Consider the following 17,341-nt stretch of genomic DNA (forward strand, 5'->3'; position numbering starts at 1 on the left):
CTATGCGCCACTTTCAGCAGGCTTGCCTCAGGGCAGATTGTCCCTGAGGAATATGTCGATACGGATACGCTCCTGCGCGGCGATGACGGCGAGACCATCGGCCCGCGCTTTCAGCACGCGGATGGCGCTGCGCACCTCGTGGCCAGCATCCTGATTGAGCACGGCATCGAGCACGCCTTCCCGCAGCGCATTGGCGGTGTTTTCGGTCAGTTCATGGGCGATGACCGAAATCGACCTTTCGGCGGATGAGGCTCGAAGCGCCCTTATGAGGCCGCGATTGCCGGCGCCGAGACTGTAGATGCCGGAAAGCGCGTCATTGCCCAACGCCTTGGTGACAAGCGCCTCGACGGTGACGGGATCGTCCCTGCCCTCGAGGACCGGCAATAGCTGCAAATCCGGAAACTCGCTTTCGATGACAGTACGGAAGCCGTCGAGGCGTTCGCGGTGGTCGCGCACCAGCATCGAGCCCGCGACGACGGCGATATCGCCGCCGCGCGCCGTCAGAAAGCGGCCCATGAGGCTTGCCGCCGTGCGCCCGGCCGCAACATTGTCGACACCGGCATAATGATCGCGCCGCGAACCGGAGAGATCGGAAACCAGCGTGACGGTGGCAATGCCGTCTTCGGCCAGTCGGTCGGCGGCTTCAGCCACATCCTGCGAATCGATGGCGACGAAAGCGACGCCGGACGGCCTTTCCCGCCGCGCGACTTCCAACGCCTCGGTCAGCGCCGCGGCATTGAAGGGCGGCACCTCGATGATGCGGATTGCAGTGCGTTCCAGATGGGCGCGGGCGGCAGCAGCCCTCACCTCCGCCCTGAGCGTTGCCATGAAGGAATTGTCGTTGCCGGGAAGGATGAAGACCAGCGAATAATTGCGGCCCTTGGCAAGATTGGCGGCCGCGATATCGCGCACATAACCAAGCTCCGCGATCGCCGCCTCCACCCGCGCACGGGTGGCCGCATGAACACCGGGACGCATGTTCAGCACCCGGTCGATGGTAGCAAGGCTGACGCCCGCCCGCTCGGCGATATCGTGAACTGTAGGCTTCATGTTTCCTCCCTGCGCAATGCTTAAACAGCTTTGCAGCGGCAGTAAACAGAAAATTGACGTACGTACCTCATATTTCGCCGCAAAGCCGGGAACATCAATCGGGAACAGCTCCTATCGGGGCGTTGCGGCATGTTTCTTCTCCCCGGCCGGGGAGAAGGTGGCCCGAAGGGTCGGATGAGGGGGCAACCTCCCCGCATATCTCCGGCCTCGCCCCCTCAACCCGCTGCCGCGACCTTCTCCCCGGCGGGGAGAAGAAAAATGCCGCACTCGCTCGTCCCATATGCGACGTACTTTGGGCAGGCAGTCAAAAAAAGGGGCCGTCATTTCCGACGGCCCCAGCTCTGCGGTGGATGGGAGGGGATTTTGTTCAGTGCGCCGCGTCTGGCGGCGGCGCTGCCTTTGGTTTCTGGATTAGCAGGGTCATGAAGATCAGGCTGCTGAACAGCAGCGTCAGCAGGAAGAACACATCCGCAAAGGCCAATATCCATGCCTGCTGCGAAACCATGCCGACCAGCTTCTTGATCGCGACGGAAGCACCGTCGAGCCCGTAGGAATCATAGTTCGCACCGACATTGTTCAACCATTCCAGCGCCTGCGGGTTGGAATAGCTGACATGTTCGGCCAGCCGCACATAATGGTCGTCGGTGCGCTGCGACAGCAGGGTGTTGATGACGGCGAGGCCGACCGCGCCGCCGAGGTTGCGGGTAAGGTTGAACAGGCCCGACGCATTGCGGATGCGGGCGGGCGGAAGCGTGCCGAGCGCGATGTTGTTGATCGGCACCATGCACATCATCAGCCCGAAACCGCGCAGGATCTGCGGGATCAGAAGCTCGTAGAAGTCCCAGTCGGTCGTCACATAGGTCATGATCCAGGTGCCGCAGCCGAAGCTGATGAAGCCGATGGCCATCATCGCCCGCGGATCGAGCTTGGTGGAGACCTTGCCGGCAATCGGCGCAGTGAAGAACATGGCGAGACCGGAAACGAACATGGTCTCGCCGATCATCAGCGCGTCGTAACCGCGCACCCGGCCGAGATAGAGCGGGTAAAGATAGGTCAGCCCGTAAAGCCCTATACCCATGACGAAGGAAAACAGCGAGCCGATGGAGAAATTTCGATCCGCGAAGGCGCGGATATCCACGACAGGGAAATCCACCTTGAATGCCCGCCAGAAAAACACCACCGCGCCAACGACCATCGCGACCGATCCAATCACGATATGCTCGTCGTTGAACCAGTCCTTGTTGTTGCCCTCTTCCAGCACATATTCCAGCGAGCCGAGGAAGACACCCATGGAGATCAGCCCCCACCAGTCGAACTTCTTCCACAACGAGGTTTCTGGCTTGTCGAAATCGATCAGGCTCCAGGTCAGAATGGTGACGATGATGCCGGGAATGATGTTGACGAGGAACAGCCAGTGCCAGGAAAAGGCATTGGAAAGATAACCGCCGACAGTCGGGCCAATGGTGGGCGCCAGCGTGGCGACGAGACCGATGATCGGCGACACGATCGAACGCTTGGAAGGCGGAAAAATGGTGAAGGCCGCCGCAAAGACGGACGGGATCATGCCGCCGCCGATAAAGCCCTGGATCGCCCGGTAGACGATCATCTGGTCGATATTGGTCGCGGTGGCGCAGAGCGCGCTCGACAGGGTGAAACCGGCAGCACAGGTGGCGAACAGCACGCGCGTGGACAGGATGCGCGCCAGCGTGCCCGACAGCGGGATCATGATGACTTCGGCGATCAGATAGGAGGTCTGCACCCAAGCGATCTCATCCGAACCCGCGCCGAGGCCAGCCTGGATTTCCGCAAGCGAAGCGGAGACGATCTGAATGTCGAGAATGGACATGAACATGCCGAAGACCATCGCAAAGAAAGCGATGAGCCTGCGTCTGTCCATCGGGGGATCGGCGGGGATCGACGCCCCACCCGTTCCGACAACCGTAGCCGCCATGATCTTTTCCTCAACGACGCCTTACTTGGCTTGCGCTGTTTTCGTGTTTTCCGGCGCCGTGCGCGTGTCGACATCGACCACGACGCTCAAGCCCGCGCGCAGTTTGTGCTTTGCAAGATCTTCCTTCGAGAAGACGATGCGCACCGGCACGCGCTGGATGACCTTGGTGAAGTTGCCCGTGGCGTTTTCCGGCGGCAGCATCGAGAAGACCGAGCCGGAGCCGGGCGAGATCGACTGCACCGTGCCTTCGATGGTCGCCTCGTCGAAGGCATCCACATGGACGCGGACCTTCGAGCCGGGCACCACGCGGGCCAGCTGCGTTTCCTTGAAGTTGGCGTCGATATAAAGCTCGTTCATCGGCACCAGCGAAGCCAGACGCTTGCCGACCGAAACCAGATCGCCCGTCTGCACGGCCAGATTGCCGATGACGCCGTCATAGGGCGCCTTCAGCACGGTGAAGGCCAGGTCCCGGGCGGCCTTGTCCTTGGAAAGCTGCAGCGAACGGATGGTGCTTTCGGCCTCTTCGCGCTGGGCGCGCAGAAGCTCGACATTGGCTTTCGCCGATGCAATCGCCGCCTCGCCCGCCACGACATTCGCCCTCGCCTGATCCAGCGCAACCTGCGCGCTGTCGGAAGCGGCAACCGTGCCGACATCCTTCGCCTGCAATTCGGTGGCGCGCTTCTGGGTGATTTCCGCGCCGCGAAGGGCCGCGTCGAGCGCACCCTTCTGGGCAACGGCCTGTTCCTGCGATGCCTCGCCGCCAACGATCTGCGCGTCGATGCGCTTCAGCGACAGTTCCTCGGTGCGGATCTGCGCTTCGGCCTGTTCGAGCGCGATGCGATAATCGCCGTCATCCAGCGTCACCAGCGGATCGCCCGCCTTGACTTCCTGGTTTTCGACAACGTTCACCCTGGCGATGTAACCCGAAACCTTCGGCGCGATGACCGCAATATCACCTTCTATATAGGCATCGTCCGTCGACACCATGAAACGGCCGTCGATCCACCAGTTGTAACCGTACCAGCCGGCACCGGCGAGAAGGGCAATGGCGAAGATCGGCAGCAGCGGCGAACGTTTCTTCGGCTTCGGTGCGGCGACCGTCTGGGCCGGGGCCTGGGACGGCGGTTGCGGCGGGGCTTCCACCGGCTTTGCCGGGGAGGTCTCGGCCTTGGCGGAAATACCCGCCTCTTCCGCATCGTTGACGGCGCGAACCGCGCTATTCTTCTGGGCCGACATGAGATTGTACCGTGATAGGTTGAAGAAAGTTTTTCGAACTGAACCGTTCGGTTCGATTGACATAATCGCTTTCCTGACACATATCAAGTGTTATCGAACTGATTGGTTCGACGTTCGGTTAATTTTTTACGCCATTGCAGTGCTAAGGACCAGGAACGATGGCAGGTGAAGACATGGATATGGAGACGGAAACCGAAACGGGCTGTCCGGGAAACCCCGCCGGGCGTTTTGCGGCGGGCGAAGACCCGGCCAAACGCGACCAGATTCTTGCCGGCGCCTGGCGCGTGTTCAAGCGCAAGGGCTTCGACGCCGCCAGCATGAACGACATCACCCGGGAAGCAGGCGTCTCCAAGGGCACGATCTATGTCTACTTCTCCAACAAGGAAGATCTGTTCGTTGCGCTCGTCGACCATCATCGCAACGAATTCGCCACCTCCATGCGCCATATTCTGGAAGGCACCGAGGAGGTACGCGAGGGGCTGGAACAGTTCGGCAAGGCTTTTGCCAACAAGATGATCTGTTCCGACATGATCCCCGCCATGCGCTCGGTGATCGGTGTCATCGACCGCATGCCGAAGCTGGCGCAGCGTTTCTTCCTCTCCGCGCCGAACAATGTGCGCACGGTGCTCTTGGATTTCATCGAACACCAGGTCAAGATCGGCCATCTGAAAGTGGATGATGCCGAGTTGGCCGCCCGACAATTTATCGAGCTTTCCACCGGCACCTTCTTCAAGCTGCGCCTATTCGGAGAGCTTGACGGCCCTGTGCCGGACGAGGAACTGGACCGGGTGATCGCCAGCGCCGTCAAGGTGTTCATGGCGGCCTACGGAACCGACAAGGCCTGAGATCATTCAGCAACAGGCGACCGGACCGGCAACGGAATGGCGCTCGATACGCGGTTTGCGCGAAATTTCGATGAAATCCTGTCAATCACAGGAGCCATCTCCTTGTTTCTCGCGTATTGCGCTATAAATTCCACCTACCGAATGTTTCGGGTGGCCTTGTTGCTGAAAGGAAAAATTTCCCGATGGAGTCCGTTCTCCCTCTTCTGTCCGACCCCGCCGCCTGGGTGGCGCTCGTCACCCTGATCGTCATGGAGGTCGTGCTAGGCATCGACAATCTTATCTTCATCTCGATCCTCACCAACAAGCTTCCGCCTGAACAGCGCGAAAAAGCCCGCAAGATCGGCATCGGGCTTGCTCTGATCATGCGTCTCGGCCTGCTCGGCACCGTCGCGTGGATCGTACAGCTCACCACGCCGGTCTTCGAAGTCTTCGGCCATGCCTTCTCCTGGAAGGACATGATCCTGATCGCCGGTGGCCTCTTCCTGATGTGGAAAGCCACCAAGGAAATCCACCACAATGTCGATCCCGAAGACCACAAGGAAGACATGGTGGGCGGCCCGGCGGCAATGAATTTCGGCGCGGCCATCGGCCAGATCCTGCTGCTCGACCTCGTCTTCTCGGTGGACAGCATCATCACCGCCGTCGGCATGACACCGCACCTGCCGATCATGATCGTCGCCGTGATCTTCGCCGTTGCCGTGATGCTTTTGGCCGCAACCCCGCTCGCCAACTTCATCGAGCGCAACCCGACCATCGTCATGCTGGCGCTCGCCTTCCTGATGATGATCGGCACGACGCTGATCGCCGAAGGCATGGGCTTCCACGTTCCCAAGGGCTACGTCTATGCCGCGATGGCTTTCTCCGCCCTGGTGGAGTTGCTGAACATGTTTGCGCGCAACGCAAGACAGCGCAAGAAGGCAGCGGCGGCCGGCAAGACGACGCATTGATATTGCCGAGAACTGTCATGTCCTGAATTGAGGCCCGCCGCGAGGCGGGCCTTTTCCATATACCGAACTCTTTTTCTTCGCCGGGAACCCCTGGGCCACGCCCTGCGTTTAAATGCACCCTCACCGAGACAGCCGGCGACGGCACATTTTGTTCCTCGAAAGCAAACAGGCAGCATGACGACCGATCAGATCCTCGCCTTCACCGTGATCGCCGGCATGATGGTCGCGTTCATCTGGGACAGGTTCCGTTATGACGTCATCGCCTGTAGTGCCTTGCTGGTGGCGGTGGCGGTTGGCGTGGTGCCTTTCGACAAGGCTTTCTCTGGTTTTTCGGATGATATCGTCATCATCGTCGGCAGCGCGCTGATCGTCAGTTCGGCCGTCGCCCGTTCGGGGATTGTCGACATGACGATCAAGAAATATTTCCCCGACATGCACTCCAAAGGGCTGCAACTGGCCTTCCTGATGATCGTCGTCGCCATCATGTCGGCCTTCATCAAGAATATCGGCGCGCTCGCCATCATGATGCCGGTCGCTTTCCAGTTCGCCCGCAAATCCGGCAGCCCCGTTTCCTATTATCTGATGCCCATGGCCTTTGCCGCCCTGCTCGGCGGGCTGATGACGCAGATCGGCACGTCGCCCAACATCGTCGTTTCCAGGCTACGCGAGGAAATGACCGGGCAGAGCTTCTCGATGTTCGACTTCACCCCCGTGGGCGCCGGGCTGACGGTGATCGGCATCATCTTCCTGACGTTCGGTTACCGCCTGCTGCCGGTGCGCAACCGCCAGCAGGCGTCGATGGAGGATATTCTCGACCAGTCGGCCTATACCGCCGAAGCGACGTTGCCCGCCGACAGCACCTATGCGGACAGGCCGCTGCGCGAGCTTTTGAAACAGGCGGATGGCGACGTGATCGCCAGCACCCTGCTGCGCGGACCGCGACGCATCTCCCCTTTTCCCGATGTGAAACTGAAGCCCGGCGACACCATTCTGCTCGAGGGCAGCCCGGAGGGGCTCGACCGTATCGTCTCGCAGGCGAAGCTGCTGCTTTCCGGCAAGCCGCTGATGGAGAACGGCCAGAAAACCGTCGACCTGATCTCCATGGAAGCGGTGATCAGCAATGAATCGGTCCTGAGCGGCATCTCGGCGCGTGAGCTTTCATTGTCCTATACGCGCGGCGTCAATCTGATCGCCGTCAACCGCCGTGGCCAGCGCGTCAGCCAGAGGCTGAGCGATCTGACATTGCAGGCGGGCGACGTCATTCTGTTGCAGGGGAGCAGAAAGAACCTGCCGCAAGTACTGCAGGAGTTTTCCCTGCTGCCATTGGCGCAGCGGGAAATCCTGCTTGGCGTCCAGCGCCGCGCGCTTTTGCCCGTCATCGTGCTCGCGGCCGCCATGATCGCCGCCGGCAGCGGGTTGGTGCCGGTTCCCGTCGCGTTTTTCGCCGCCGCCTTCCTGATGATCGTCGTCGGCGCGATCCCGCTGACAGAGGTCTATAAATCGATCGACGGGCCGATCCTCGTCATGCTTGCCGCCCTCATTCCCGTCAGCGACAGTCTTCGCACCAGCGGCGCCAGCGAGCTGATCGCCGCTTGGCTCGGCCATGCGGCGCAAGGGTTGCCACCTTTCGCGGCGCTCGGCATGATCCTCTTGACCGCCATGGCGGTGACGCCCTTCCTCAACAATGCTGCTACCGTGCTGGTCATGGCCCCCATCGCCGCCGGTTTTGCCACCGCGCTCGGCTTTAGGCCGGAAGCCTTCCTGATGGCGGTGGCGATCGGCGCCGGCTGCGATTTCCTCACCCCCATCGGTCACCAGTGCAACACGCTGGTCATGGGGCCGGGCGGTTACAGGTTCAGCGATTATCCGCGCCTCGGCCTGCCGCTGTCGATCATGATCGTCATCGCCAGCATTCCGATGCTGCTTTACGTCTGGCCTGTAGGCTGAGACCCCAAGCTCCTTATTTCCTTGACGCCTGCGGCATAATATGGCCTAAGCCGATGCCGAACGGGAATGTGCAAAAGCGCGCGTGATACGTGTCTTTCCGCATGATTTCTGGCCGCATTCAAACGAAAACTTCGTGATATAAGGGCCAATTCGCCCCCATGTCACCGCCACGTCACGATGAGCAAAATTTCATGACCACTTCCGGCGTTCGCGTCCGCATCGCACCTTCCCCCACCGGCGAGCCGCATGTCGGCACCGCCTACATCGCGCTGTTCAACTATCTCTTTGCCAAGAAACACGGCGGCGAGTTCATCCTGCGCATCGAAGATACCGACGCAACCCGCTCGACGCTGGAATATGAGCAGAAGGTGCTGGAGGCGTTGCGCTGGACCGGCCTCACATGGTCGGAAGGCCCCGATGTCGGCGGCCCATACGGTCCCTATCGCCAGTCCGAGCGCAAGCCGATGTACTGGCCCTATGCCGAAGAGCTGCTGGAAAAGGGCCATGCCTTCCGCTGTTTCTGCACGCCTGAGCGGCTTGAGCAGATGCGCGAGGCGCAGCGCGCGAGCGGCAAACCGCCGAAATATGACGGCCTTTGCCTCCACCTCAAGGCCGAGGAAGTAACCGCCCGCGTCGCCGCCGGCGAAGCCAACGTCGTGCGCATGAAGATTCCGACCGAAGGGTCGTGCGATTTCCATGACGGCGTTTATGGCGATGTCTCGATCCCGTGGGACTCGGTCGACATGCAGGTGCTGGTCAAGGCTGACGGCATGCCGACCTATCATATGGCAAACGTCATCGACGACCATCTGATGAAGATCACCCACGTGGCACGCGGCGAAGAATGGCTGGCCTCGGTGCCCAAGCACATTCTGCTTTACCGTTATTTCGGCTGGGAGCAGCCAACGTTCATGCATCTTTCGCTGATGCGCAACGCCGACAAGTCGAAGCTTTCCAAACGCAAGAACCCGACCTCGATCTCCTATTATTCCGCGCTCGGCTATCTGCCGGAAGCGCTGATGAACTTCCTTGGCCTGTTCTTCATCCAGATCGGCGAGGGCGAAGAGCTGCTGACCATGGAAGAGCTGGCGGCGAAGTTCGACCCCGAAGCGCTTTCCAAGGCCGGCGCCATCTTCGACATCCAGAAGCTGGACTGGCTGAACGGCCGCTGGCTGCGTGAGAAGCTCACGCCGGAAGACTTCATTGCCCGCACGCTGGATTGGGCGATGGAAAATGCCCGCCTGACCGAAGGTCTGAAGCTGGCGCAGAGCCGCATTTCCAAGCTCGGCGAATTGCCGAACCTTGCCGGCTTCCTGCTTTCGAGCGACGTTGGCCTCACGCCCGCCTCGTTTGCGGGTCTCAAAAGCAAACCTGAGGAAATCCACGAGATCCTCACCACGGTTGCCACCGACCTTGAAAAAATGCCGGACTGGAATGTTGAAGCGATCGAGGCCGAGTTGCGCGACATTGCCGAACGCACGGGCAAGAAACTGCGCGTCGTGACCCCGCCGCTCTTCGTCGCCGTTTCCGGTTCCTCGCGCTCGCTGCCGCTGTTTGACAGTATGGCGCTTCTCGGCCGCTCCGTGGTGCGCCAGCGCCTGAAGATGGCGATTGCCGTTGTGGCGACGATGGTTGGCAGCGGAAGCTGATAGTTTAATGCTGGCGGTAACGGCAGCATCATAAAATACCCCCTCTGCTTGGGGCACCCCCCTCTGCCCTGCCGGGCATCTCCCCCTCAAGGGGGGAGATCGACAAGCGGCTGACACCTTGCCCATGGAACGGGCGGGCACGGCATCTGAACTCCCCCCTTGAGGGGGAGATGTCCGGCAGGACAGAGGGGGGTAAGCCCGGAGCGGGAAGGGTAACCGCAACGAACAAAGCCGCTAAAGGCCAGACACGATGACCGACACCAAGACCGAAACCACCGCCCTTTCCTCCGACGCCACGGAAGTGCGCCGCCAGAAACTTGCGCTGCTGCGCGAGCAGATCGGCGACGTCTATCCGGCGCATTTCCACCGCACGCTGACCAATGCCGAGCTTGCGGAAAAATATGCCGATGTCGAGGCCGACGTCGAAACCGGCGACACGGTGACGGTGGCGGGCCGGGTTTATTCCTCGCGCAATTCTGGCATGTTCATGGATATCCATGACGCATCGGGCAAGGTGCAGATCTTCTCCCACAAGGATACGACGCCGGAAGCGGCGCGCAACCTTCTGCCGATGATCGACATTGGCGACATCATCGGCGTGACCGGCAAGGTGCGCCGCACCAAGCGCGGCGAGCTGACGATCAACGCCGAAGAAATCACCATGCTCACCAAGTCGCTGCTGCCGATGCCGGAGAAGTGGCATGGCGTCTCCGATATCGAGCTTCGCTACCGCAAGCGCCATCTCGATATTCTGGCGAACGAGGACTCCAAGCTGCGCTTCCTGCAACGCTCGAAGATCCTCTCCGGCATGCGCCGTTTCATGGAGGACGAAGGCTTCCTCGAAGTGGAAACGCCGATGTTGCAGACCGTCTATGGCGGTGCGACGGCCGATCCGTTCAAGACCTTCCACAACACGCTGAAAATGGACATGTATCTGCGCATCGCGCCGGAACTGTACCTGAAGCGCACGCTGGTATCCGGCCTTTCCGACAAGGTCTTCGAAATCAACCGCAACTTCCGCAACGAAGGCGTCTCCACAAGGCACAATCCTGAATTCACCATGATGGAGTGCTATTGGGCCTATGCCGACTACGAAGACATCATGGGTCTCGTGGAACGGCTGTTCGAGACGCTGGCGATTGCCCTCCACGGCACGACCGAGGTGGAGTTCCAGGGCCAGACGATCTCATTCAAGGGTCCGTTCAAGCGCGTACCGATGCCTGACGCGGTGAAGGAAGCGACCGGTATCGACTTCCTCGCCATCAAGACCGACGAAGAAGCCCGCGCTGCCGCCAAGGCCGCCGGTTTTGCCGTCGAAAAGGACTGGACATGGGGCGAATGCCTCGCCTTCATCTTCGAGGAGAAGGTGGAAGGCACGCTGATCCAGCCGAGCCACGTTACGCATTTCCCGAAGGACATCTCGCCCTTCGCCAAGGAAGTGCCGGGCGAGCCGCGTCTGGTCGAGCGTTTTGAAAGCTATTGCAACGCCTGGGAAGTGGGCAACGCCTTTTCCGAACTCAACGACCCGGAAGAACAGCGCCGCCGCATGGTGGAGCAGCTGGAACAGGCCCATGCCCGTGGCGAAAAGGACAAGCAGCTGGACGACGAGTTCCTCGACGCCATCGACCAGGGCATGCCGCCCGCTGGCGGCCTCGGCATCGGTGTCGACCGTCTGATCATGCTTTTGACCAACGCGCCTTCGATCCGCGACGTCATCCTCTTCCCGGCCCGCCGTAACAAGGCAGACTAAGCGAACGAAACCGCAAGGCGGCCTCACGGCCGCCTTCACTCTTTCGTCATGCTCAGCACGGAATTGGTTTCGATCATTCAATAGGCGCGATAGAACCAACCAGCAACCTATCTCGCTGGGCGACGGCGTGTTTGTGCGTGCCTCTAGTGCTTCGCCTTGCCCGCACCCGGTTCTTCAGCTGGCGCACTCTCGGCAGCCGGTTTTTCCTCCGCCGCCTGTGCCGTCGTCGAGCCTTTTCCGAAGATCAGCGACTTCAGGTAGGTCAGGCTGAAAATGCTGCCACCGTCGGCTTCGGGTGTCGAGGTCAGAAGCTCGTCGCCGGCGGGTTCGCCGTGGGCCTCCGCACCGGTTCCGTCCTCGTTGGTTTCCGCCGGCGCCGCACCGTGCCCGCCGGTACCCTCGTCCTTGGTCTCCCCGTGTCCTGCAGCGCCTTTCGCGGCCTTTCCATCGTGCCCTTCGGCCGCGGCATCCGAATCCAGCGGCGTGCAATCGGCCGCGTCGCTCAGGCTCGCGGCCATCGTTTCGGCATCTTCCAGCGGCAGATCGATGCGCAGCCCGTAAAACTGGCCGCTGCCGTTCGACGCGCCATCGTAATAATAGGCGGAGTAACGCTGGACATCGGCGCCTTCAGGGATTTTCGCAGGATCTGGAATAAACACTACCTGGGCCGCGATAGCGCGCCCGCGCATTTCCGAGCGCAGTTGCGGACCATTCCGGTCGAGAACGGAAACCTGCACCAGATCGGGCTTCTGTTTGTCGTATACCGCCTTGGCGACGCGGAGCGCGGTTTTCAGCCGGTCCGTGCCGTTGCCGCCGTCGGTGCGGATGAATTTGCGCACCCACAGGGAACCATTCTTGCGGATATTGACCGTCTGGACCGCGTCGCATGAAAGCCCGTTGGCGGAGGCATGGGCAGACCCAAGCAGCCGCTCGCTGCCGATGAACACGGCAGCAGAACCGGTCGCACCCGCCAAAAGCAGGATCCCGCCTCCAATCATAACGAGTTTGCGAGAAAACCGCATTCGTCCGAATACAGCCTTCACGCGCAATATCCTGACATCAAGTACCCCGCCTATCGCCCTCACCCCGTTACGTGGCTCGAAGGATGAGGAACACACGGCGGGATAAGCTCGGGACGTCGCTGTCCGAGCCTTGTGATAGTGCCGCTTTCTCATTGAAAAAAGTTTAATCCCACCGGCACGGCACAGGCAAAAACGCACCATTTTCGGACATTTTCAAAATCAGCTAAATTGCGAATGATTTGCAATAGCGTTGACAAGTGTGATTCTATAACGGATGGTATTGCAAGTTAATCGCAACAGAATTCGGTGACAGACGTGAATCTTCATAAAATCCGCCATGCCCTCTTTGCTTTTTCGCTTTTCCTGCCCGCCGCTGCCGTTGCGCAGGAAAAACCGAAGGTGGTCACCACCTTCACGATCATCGCCGACATGGCGCGGAATGTGGCGGGTGACGCGGCCGAGGTGGAGAGCATCACCAAGCCGGGTGCTGAAATTCACAACTACCAGCCGACGCCGCGCGACATTCTCAAAGCCCGCAAGGCCGATCTGGTGCTGCGCAACGGTCTCAATCTGGAATTGTGGTTCGAGAAGTTCCTGGCCAATCTCTCCGGCGTGCCGAACGTGACTGTCAGCGACGGTATCGAGCCGATGGCGATCAATGGCGGAGCCTATCAGGGGAAACCCAACCCGCATGCCTGGATGTCACCCGATAACACCTTGATCTATGTGGAGAATATCCGCAAGGGGCTCGCCGGGATAGACCCAGCCCATGCCGATGTCTACGCCGCCAACGCCAAGGCCTATTCGGACCAGATCAGGGCCACCGTGCAGCCCATCCGCGACGAGCTTTCCGCCCTTCCTGAAGACAAGCGCTGGTTGGTAACGAGCGAAGGCGCGTTTTCCTATCTCGCGCGCGATTTCGGGCTGAAGGAGCTGTTTTTGTGGCCGGTCAATGCCGACAGCCAAGGAACGCCGCAACAGGTGCGCGGCGTGATCGACGCCATGCGCGAACACAATATCCAGGTCATCTTCAGCGAAAGCACGGTTTCCGCCGATCCGGCCAGGCAGGTGGCCAAGGAGACGGGCGCGGCCTATGGCGGCATACTTTACGTGGATTCGCTGAGCGAGGCCGATGGCCCGGTTCCGACCTATCTCGACCTGCTGCGCGTGACGAGCAGCACGATCGCCAAAGGGCTGTCCTCATGAGAATGGGCAGCAAAAAAGCTGGCGGTGGCCTGACGGTTCAAAATGCGACAGTGACCTATCGCAATGGCCACACCGCATTAAGAAATGCCAGCTTCTCAATTCCACGCGGAACGATCACCGCACTTGTCGGCGTCAATGGCGCCGGCAAGTCCACGATTTTCAAGGCGATCATGGGTTTCGTGCCTTTGGCCGCCGGTTCCGTCTCGATTTTCGACCTGCCGGTGAAGGATGCGCTCAGGAAAAACCTGGTCGCCTATGTGCCGCAGGCCGAGGAGGTGGACTGGAGTTTTCCCGTACTGGTTGAGGATGTCGTCATGATGGGCCGTTATGGCCACATGAACTTCCTGCGCATCCCCTCAAAGCGCGATCACCAGATGGTTGAGGAGGCGCTGAAACGCGTCAGCATGCTCGATTATCGCAAAAGGCAGATCGGCGAGCTTTCCGGCGGGCAGAAGAAGCGTGTGTTTCTGGCCCGAGCGCTGGCGCAGGAGGGCCAGGTCATCCTGCTGGACGAGCCTTTCACCGGCGTCGACGTGACGACCGAGGAGCAGATCGTCGCTTTGCTGAAAGCCTTGCGCGACGAGGGCCGCGTCATGCTGGTTTCCACCCATAATCTCGGCAGCGTGCCGGAATTCTGCGATCGCGCCGTATTCGTCAAGGGCACGGTGCTGGCATCCGGCAAAACGGCGGATACCTTTAACGAGGAGAACCTGCAAAAGGCCTTTGGCGGCAGCCTGCGCCACTTCGTTCTGGGCGGGACCGACCTGCATGATGATGCCGATCCGCGCCGGGTAAAGGTGATTACCGATGACGAGCGGCCCTTCGTGATCTACGGAAAGAACGGCCAGAACGGACACGATCCTGAGGCTGCGAAGGAAAAAGCCGATGATAAACAGCCTTCTTGAGCCATTCACCTATGGCTACATGCTGAACGCCATCTGGGTCAGCGCGCTTGTCGGCGGTGTCTGCGGCTTTCTGTCCGCTTATCTGATGCTGAAAGGCTGGTCGCTGATCGGCGATGCGCTCTCCCATGCCATCGTTCCCGGCGTCGCGGGCGCCTATATGCTCGGGCTGCCGTTTTCGCTCGGCGCCTTTCTCTCCGGCGGGCTTGCAGCGGGCTCCATGCTGTTCCTCAACCAGAAAACACGGCTCAAGGAAGACGCGATCATCGGGCTGATCTTCACCTCGTTTTTCGGGCTGGGACTATTCATGGTCTCGCTCTCCCCCACCTCGATCAATATCCAGACCATCGTTCTCGGCAATATTCTGGCGATCACCACCGAAGACACGATCCAGCTTGCCCTGATCGGCGGCATCAGCCTCGTCGTGCTGGCGCTGAAATGGCGCGACTTCATGGTGGTGTTCTTCGATGAAAACCACGCCCGCACCGTGGGGCTGAAACCGGAAGTGCTGAAGGTGATCTTCTTCACCCTGCTTGCCGCCTCCACGGTTGCGGCGCTTCAGACTGTCGGGGCCTTCCTCGTCGTCGCCATGGTGGTGACGCCGGGTGCGACCGCCTATCTCCTGACGGACCGTTTCGAACGCCTGATCCTGATGAGCCTTTTGATCGGCGCGACGACCAGCTTCGTCGGCGCTTATCTCAGCTACTTCCTCGATGGCGCCACCGGCGGCGTCATCGTGGTGCTGCAAACGGCGATCTTCCTTGCCGCCTTCATCTTCGCACCCAAACACGGGTTGCTCGCTTCCAGAGCCAAAGCCCGCAAAGCGCTCGGAGAAACGCCATGAGCGAATATCTCGAGCTTGCGATCCTGCCGTTTCAGCTGCCCTTCATGCAATATGCCTTCGTGATCACGCTGATGATCGCGGTGCCGATGGCCATGCTCTCCTGTTTCCTGGTGCTGAGGGGCTGGTCGCTGATGGGTGACGCGGTTTCGCATGCCGTGCTGCCCGGCGTGGTGGTTGCCTATATTGCCGGAATTCCGCTTTCCATCGGCGCTTTCATCGCCGGCATGATCTGTGCGCTCGGCACCGGTTTCATCAAGGAAAACAGCCGCATCAAGGAAGACACGGTGCTCGGCATCGTCTTTTCCGGCATGTTCGGGCTGGGGCTGGTGCTTTACGTGAAGGTGCAGAGCGACATGCATCTCGATCACATCCTCTTCGGCGACATGCTGGGCATTGCGCCGTCAGACATGCTGGAGACTGGGCTGATCGCTCTTTTCGCCACCCTGTTTCTCGGGGTATTGCGCAAGGATCTACTGGTCAATGCGTTTGATCCGCAACATGCAAAAGCCATCGGCCTGCCGGTGCGCGTTCTGCATTACGGTCTGCTGATGGTTCTGTCGCTTGCGGTGGTCGGCGCGTTGAAGGCCGTGGGCATCATTCTCTCAGTCGCCATGCTGGTCACCCCCGGCGCAATCGCCTTCCTGCTGACGCGGCGTTTTTCCGCCATGCTGATGGTCGCCATTGCCGTCGCGGTTCTCTCGTCGCTTGCGGGCATATGGCTGAGCTTCCTGATCGACAGTGCGCCTGCCCCGACCATCGTGCTGTTCATGAGCCTTGCCTTCGTCGCGACCTTCATCCGCACCACCTTCAAGGCCCGGCAGATCGACGCGGCGAACGAAACGGGCGTCTGAAACAACGATTTTTGCAGGTGCGTGGAACATTTTTGCCTTTTGCGCGTCATTTTCATGAGCTTGTCGTCAAGCGGCAGGCTCATGAAATCAAGCAAAAGGGGAAGCTCCATGCTGAAATGGGCTCTTATTTTCTTTGTTATTTCTTTGATCGCGGGCGTATTCGGCTTTACCGGCATTTCGGCAGCGGCAGCGGGCGTAGCCCGAATCCTGTTCTTCATCGCCGTCGTGATCTTCCTGGTCTTCCTCGTGCTTGCACTGATGGCCGGAAGCGCGGTCGTCTGAATGAAAAAAGGCGACCGGCTTTGCAGCCGGTCGCCCTGTCCTCTCTCCCGTATCAATAATCAGCCTGTCCAGCCGCCGTCGATCACGTGAATCTGGCCAGTGGTGAAACCTGCCTCATCCGAAGCGAGATAGGTGACGAGCGCTGCAATTTCTTCCGGCGTGGCGATGCGGCCCATCGGCTGGCGGGCGATGAAATCGGCCAGCGCCTGTTCGTAATTGCCGGTGGCGCGTAGGCGGTCATGCAGCGACGGGCTGTCCACCGTGCCGGGGCAAATGGCGTTACAGCGGATGCCCTTGGTGACGAAATCGGCAGCGATGGCCTTGGTCAGCCCCACGACGGCCGCCTTGGAGGCAGTATAGGCGAAACGGTTCGGCACGCCCTTCACGCTGGAAGCAACGGAGGACATGTTGACGATCGCGCCCTTGCCCTTTTCCAGCATGCCGGGCAGGAAGGCGCGGCAGGTGCGGTACATGGCCTTGGCGTTGAGATCGAAGGAGAAATCCCAGTCCTTTTCCTCGCACTCGAGAATGCTGCCGGAATGAACGAAGCCGGCGCAGTTGAACAGCACGTCCGCATGACCGATATCGGCAGCAAAGGCCGTAACGCCCTCGCCATCCAGCACGTTCAGCACCCGCGTTTCCGCACCTTTCAGGGTGGAAAGCGCCTGCTCGTTGATATCGGTGGCGATGACGCGTGCGCCGAGCGATATGAACCGCTCTGCCGTCGCCCGGCCGATCCCCTGACCGGCCGCAGTGATGACCACCGTACGGCCGTTAAAATCCTGCACCATGAATAGCCTCCCGCTATGGCGCGCCCGTCGTTTGAGAAACGCACCGCTGAATTTCATTGATCTCAAAT

General features: G+C 60.4%; 15 protein-coding genes. 10 read left to right on the plus strand and 5 right to left on the minus strand.

Annotation, left to right across the window (positions count from 1 at the left end):
* Positions 1-27: 27 nt before the first annotated feature.
* The 3 genes from QSK43_RS22210 to QSK43_RS22220 all read right to left on the minus strand — a co-directional run bounded on the left by QSK43_RS22210 (position 28) and on the right by QSK43_RS22220 (position 4,237).
* The gene (locus tag QSK43_RS22210) at positions 28-1,050 is read right to left on the minus strand and encodes a LacI family DNA-binding transcriptional regulator (protein WP_332305309.1); all 1,023 of its coding nucleotides are present in this window, start codon (positions 1,048-1,050) and stop codon (positions 28-30) included.
* Positions 1,051-1,417: 367 nt separating this feature from the next.
* Positions 1,418-3,001 carry a DHA2 family efflux MFS transporter permease subunit gene (locus tag QSK43_RS22215; RefSeq protein WP_045024619.1) on the minus strand — a complete coding sequence of 528 codons (1,584 nt, stop codon included), beginning with the start codon at positions 2,999-3,001 and terminating at the stop codon, positions 1,418-1,420.
* Between the two features lie 21 nt (positions 3,002-3,022).
* Positions 3,023-4,237: an HlyD family secretion protein gene (locus tag QSK43_RS22220; RefSeq protein ID WP_332305310.1), complete on the minus strand. Its 1,215-nt coding sequence runs from the start codon at positions 4,235-4,237 to the stop codon at positions 3,023-3,025.
* Positions 4,238-4,395: 158 nt separating this feature from the next.
* Here QSK43_RS22220 and QSK43_RS22225 point away from each other — a divergent pair, with 158 nt between their 5' ends.
* The 5 genes from QSK43_RS22225 to lysS all read left to right on the plus strand — a co-directional run bounded on the left by QSK43_RS22225 (position 4,396) and on the right by lysS (position 11,375).
* Positions 4,396-5,082: a TetR/AcrR family transcriptional regulator gene (locus QSK43_RS22225; RefSeq protein WP_332305311.1), complete on the plus strand. Its 687-nt coding sequence runs from the start codon at positions 4,396-4,398 to the stop codon at positions 5,080-5,082.
* A 182-nt stretch (positions 5,083-5,264) separates the two neighbouring features.
* A complete protein-coding gene (locus tag QSK43_RS22230) occupies positions 5,265-6,029 on the plus strand; it encodes a TerC family protein (protein WP_045024624.1) in 765 nt (254 codons plus the stop codon).
* A gap of 174 nt (positions 6,030-6,203) precedes the next feature.
* Positions 6,204-7,976 (plus strand): SLC13 family permease, encoded by a 1,773-nt coding sequence (locus QSK43_RS22235; protein ID WP_045024626.1) that lies wholly within the window; start codon positions 6,204-6,206, stop codon positions 7,974-7,976.
* A 191-nt stretch (positions 7,977-8,167) separates the two neighbouring features.
* Positions 8,168-9,625, plus strand: a complete 1,458-nt coding sequence (gene gltX / locus QSK43_RS22240; RefSeq protein WP_332305312.1) for a glutamate--tRNA ligase — start codon at positions 8,168-8,170, stop codon at positions 9,623-9,625.
* A gap of 250 nt (positions 9,626-9,875) precedes the next feature.
* The gene (gene lysS, locus QSK43_RS22245; RefSeq protein WP_332305313.1) at positions 9,876-11,375 is read left to right on the plus strand and encodes a lysine--tRNA ligase; all 1,500 of its coding nucleotides are present in this window, start codon (positions 9,876-9,878) and stop codon (positions 11,373-11,375) included.
* 143 nt (positions 11,376-11,518) lie between these two features.
* Here lysS and QSK43_RS22250 read toward each other — a convergent pair whose 3' ends face one another.
* Positions 11,519-12,397: a hypothetical protein gene (locus tag QSK43_RS22250; RefSeq protein ID WP_332305333.1), complete on the minus strand. Its 879-nt coding sequence runs from the start codon at positions 12,395-12,397 to the stop codon at positions 11,519-11,521.
* Between the two features lie 315 nt (positions 12,398-12,712).
* Between QSK43_RS22250 and QSK43_RS22255 the strand changes: the two genes are divergently transcribed.
* The 5 genes from QSK43_RS22255 to QSK43_RS22275 all read left to right on the plus strand — a co-directional run bounded on the left by QSK43_RS22255 (position 12,713) and on the right by QSK43_RS22275 (position 16,482).
* The gene (locus tag QSK43_RS22255) at positions 12,713-13,603 is read left to right on the plus strand and encodes a metal ABC transporter substrate-binding protein (protein ID WP_332305314.1); all 891 of its coding nucleotides are present in this window, start codon (positions 12,713-12,715) and stop codon (positions 13,601-13,603) included.
* Positions 13,600-14,508 (plus strand): manganese/iron ABC transporter ATP-binding protein, encoded by a 909-nt coding sequence (locus QSK43_RS22260; RefSeq protein ID WP_332305315.1) that lies wholly within the window; start codon positions 13,600-13,602, stop codon positions 14,506-14,508. The genes QSK43_RS22255 and QSK43_RS22260 overlap by 4 nt, the downstream gene beginning before the upstream one ends.
* Positions 14,489-15,349 carry a metal ABC transporter permease gene (locus QSK43_RS22265; RefSeq protein ID WP_332305316.1) on the plus strand — a complete coding sequence of 287 codons (861 nt, stop codon included), beginning with the start codon at positions 14,489-14,491 and terminating at the stop codon, positions 15,347-15,349. The genes QSK43_RS22260 and QSK43_RS22265 overlap by 20 nt, the downstream gene beginning before the upstream one ends.
* Positions 15,346-16,200 (plus strand): metal ABC transporter permease, encoded by an 855-nt coding sequence (locus tag QSK43_RS22270; RefSeq protein WP_332305317.1) that lies wholly within the window; start codon positions 15,346-15,348, stop codon positions 16,198-16,200. The genes QSK43_RS22265 and QSK43_RS22270 overlap by 4 nt, the downstream gene beginning before the upstream one ends.
* Positions 16,201-16,308: 108 nt before the next feature.
* Positions 16,309-16,482 (plus strand): DUF1328 domain-containing protein, encoded by a 174-nt coding sequence (locus tag QSK43_RS22275; protein WP_003499086.1) that lies wholly within the window; start codon positions 16,309-16,311, stop codon positions 16,480-16,482.
* A 59-nt stretch (positions 16,483-16,541) separates the two neighbouring features.
* Here the strand turns inward: QSK43_RS22275 and QSK43_RS22280 are convergent, their stop codons facing one another.
* Positions 16,542-17,273 (minus strand): SDR family oxidoreductase, encoded by a 732-nt coding sequence (locus tag QSK43_RS22280; protein WP_045024637.1) that lies wholly within the window; start codon positions 17,271-17,273, stop codon positions 16,542-16,544.
* Between the last annotated feature and the right edge of the window lie 68 nt (positions 17,274-17,341).

It is taken from the genome of Rhizobium sp. GR12, assembly GCF_036596185.1.
Taxonomy (GTDB): domain Bacteria; phylum Pseudomonadota; class Alphaproteobacteria; order Rhizobiales; family Rhizobiaceae; genus Agrobacterium; species Agrobacterium nepotum.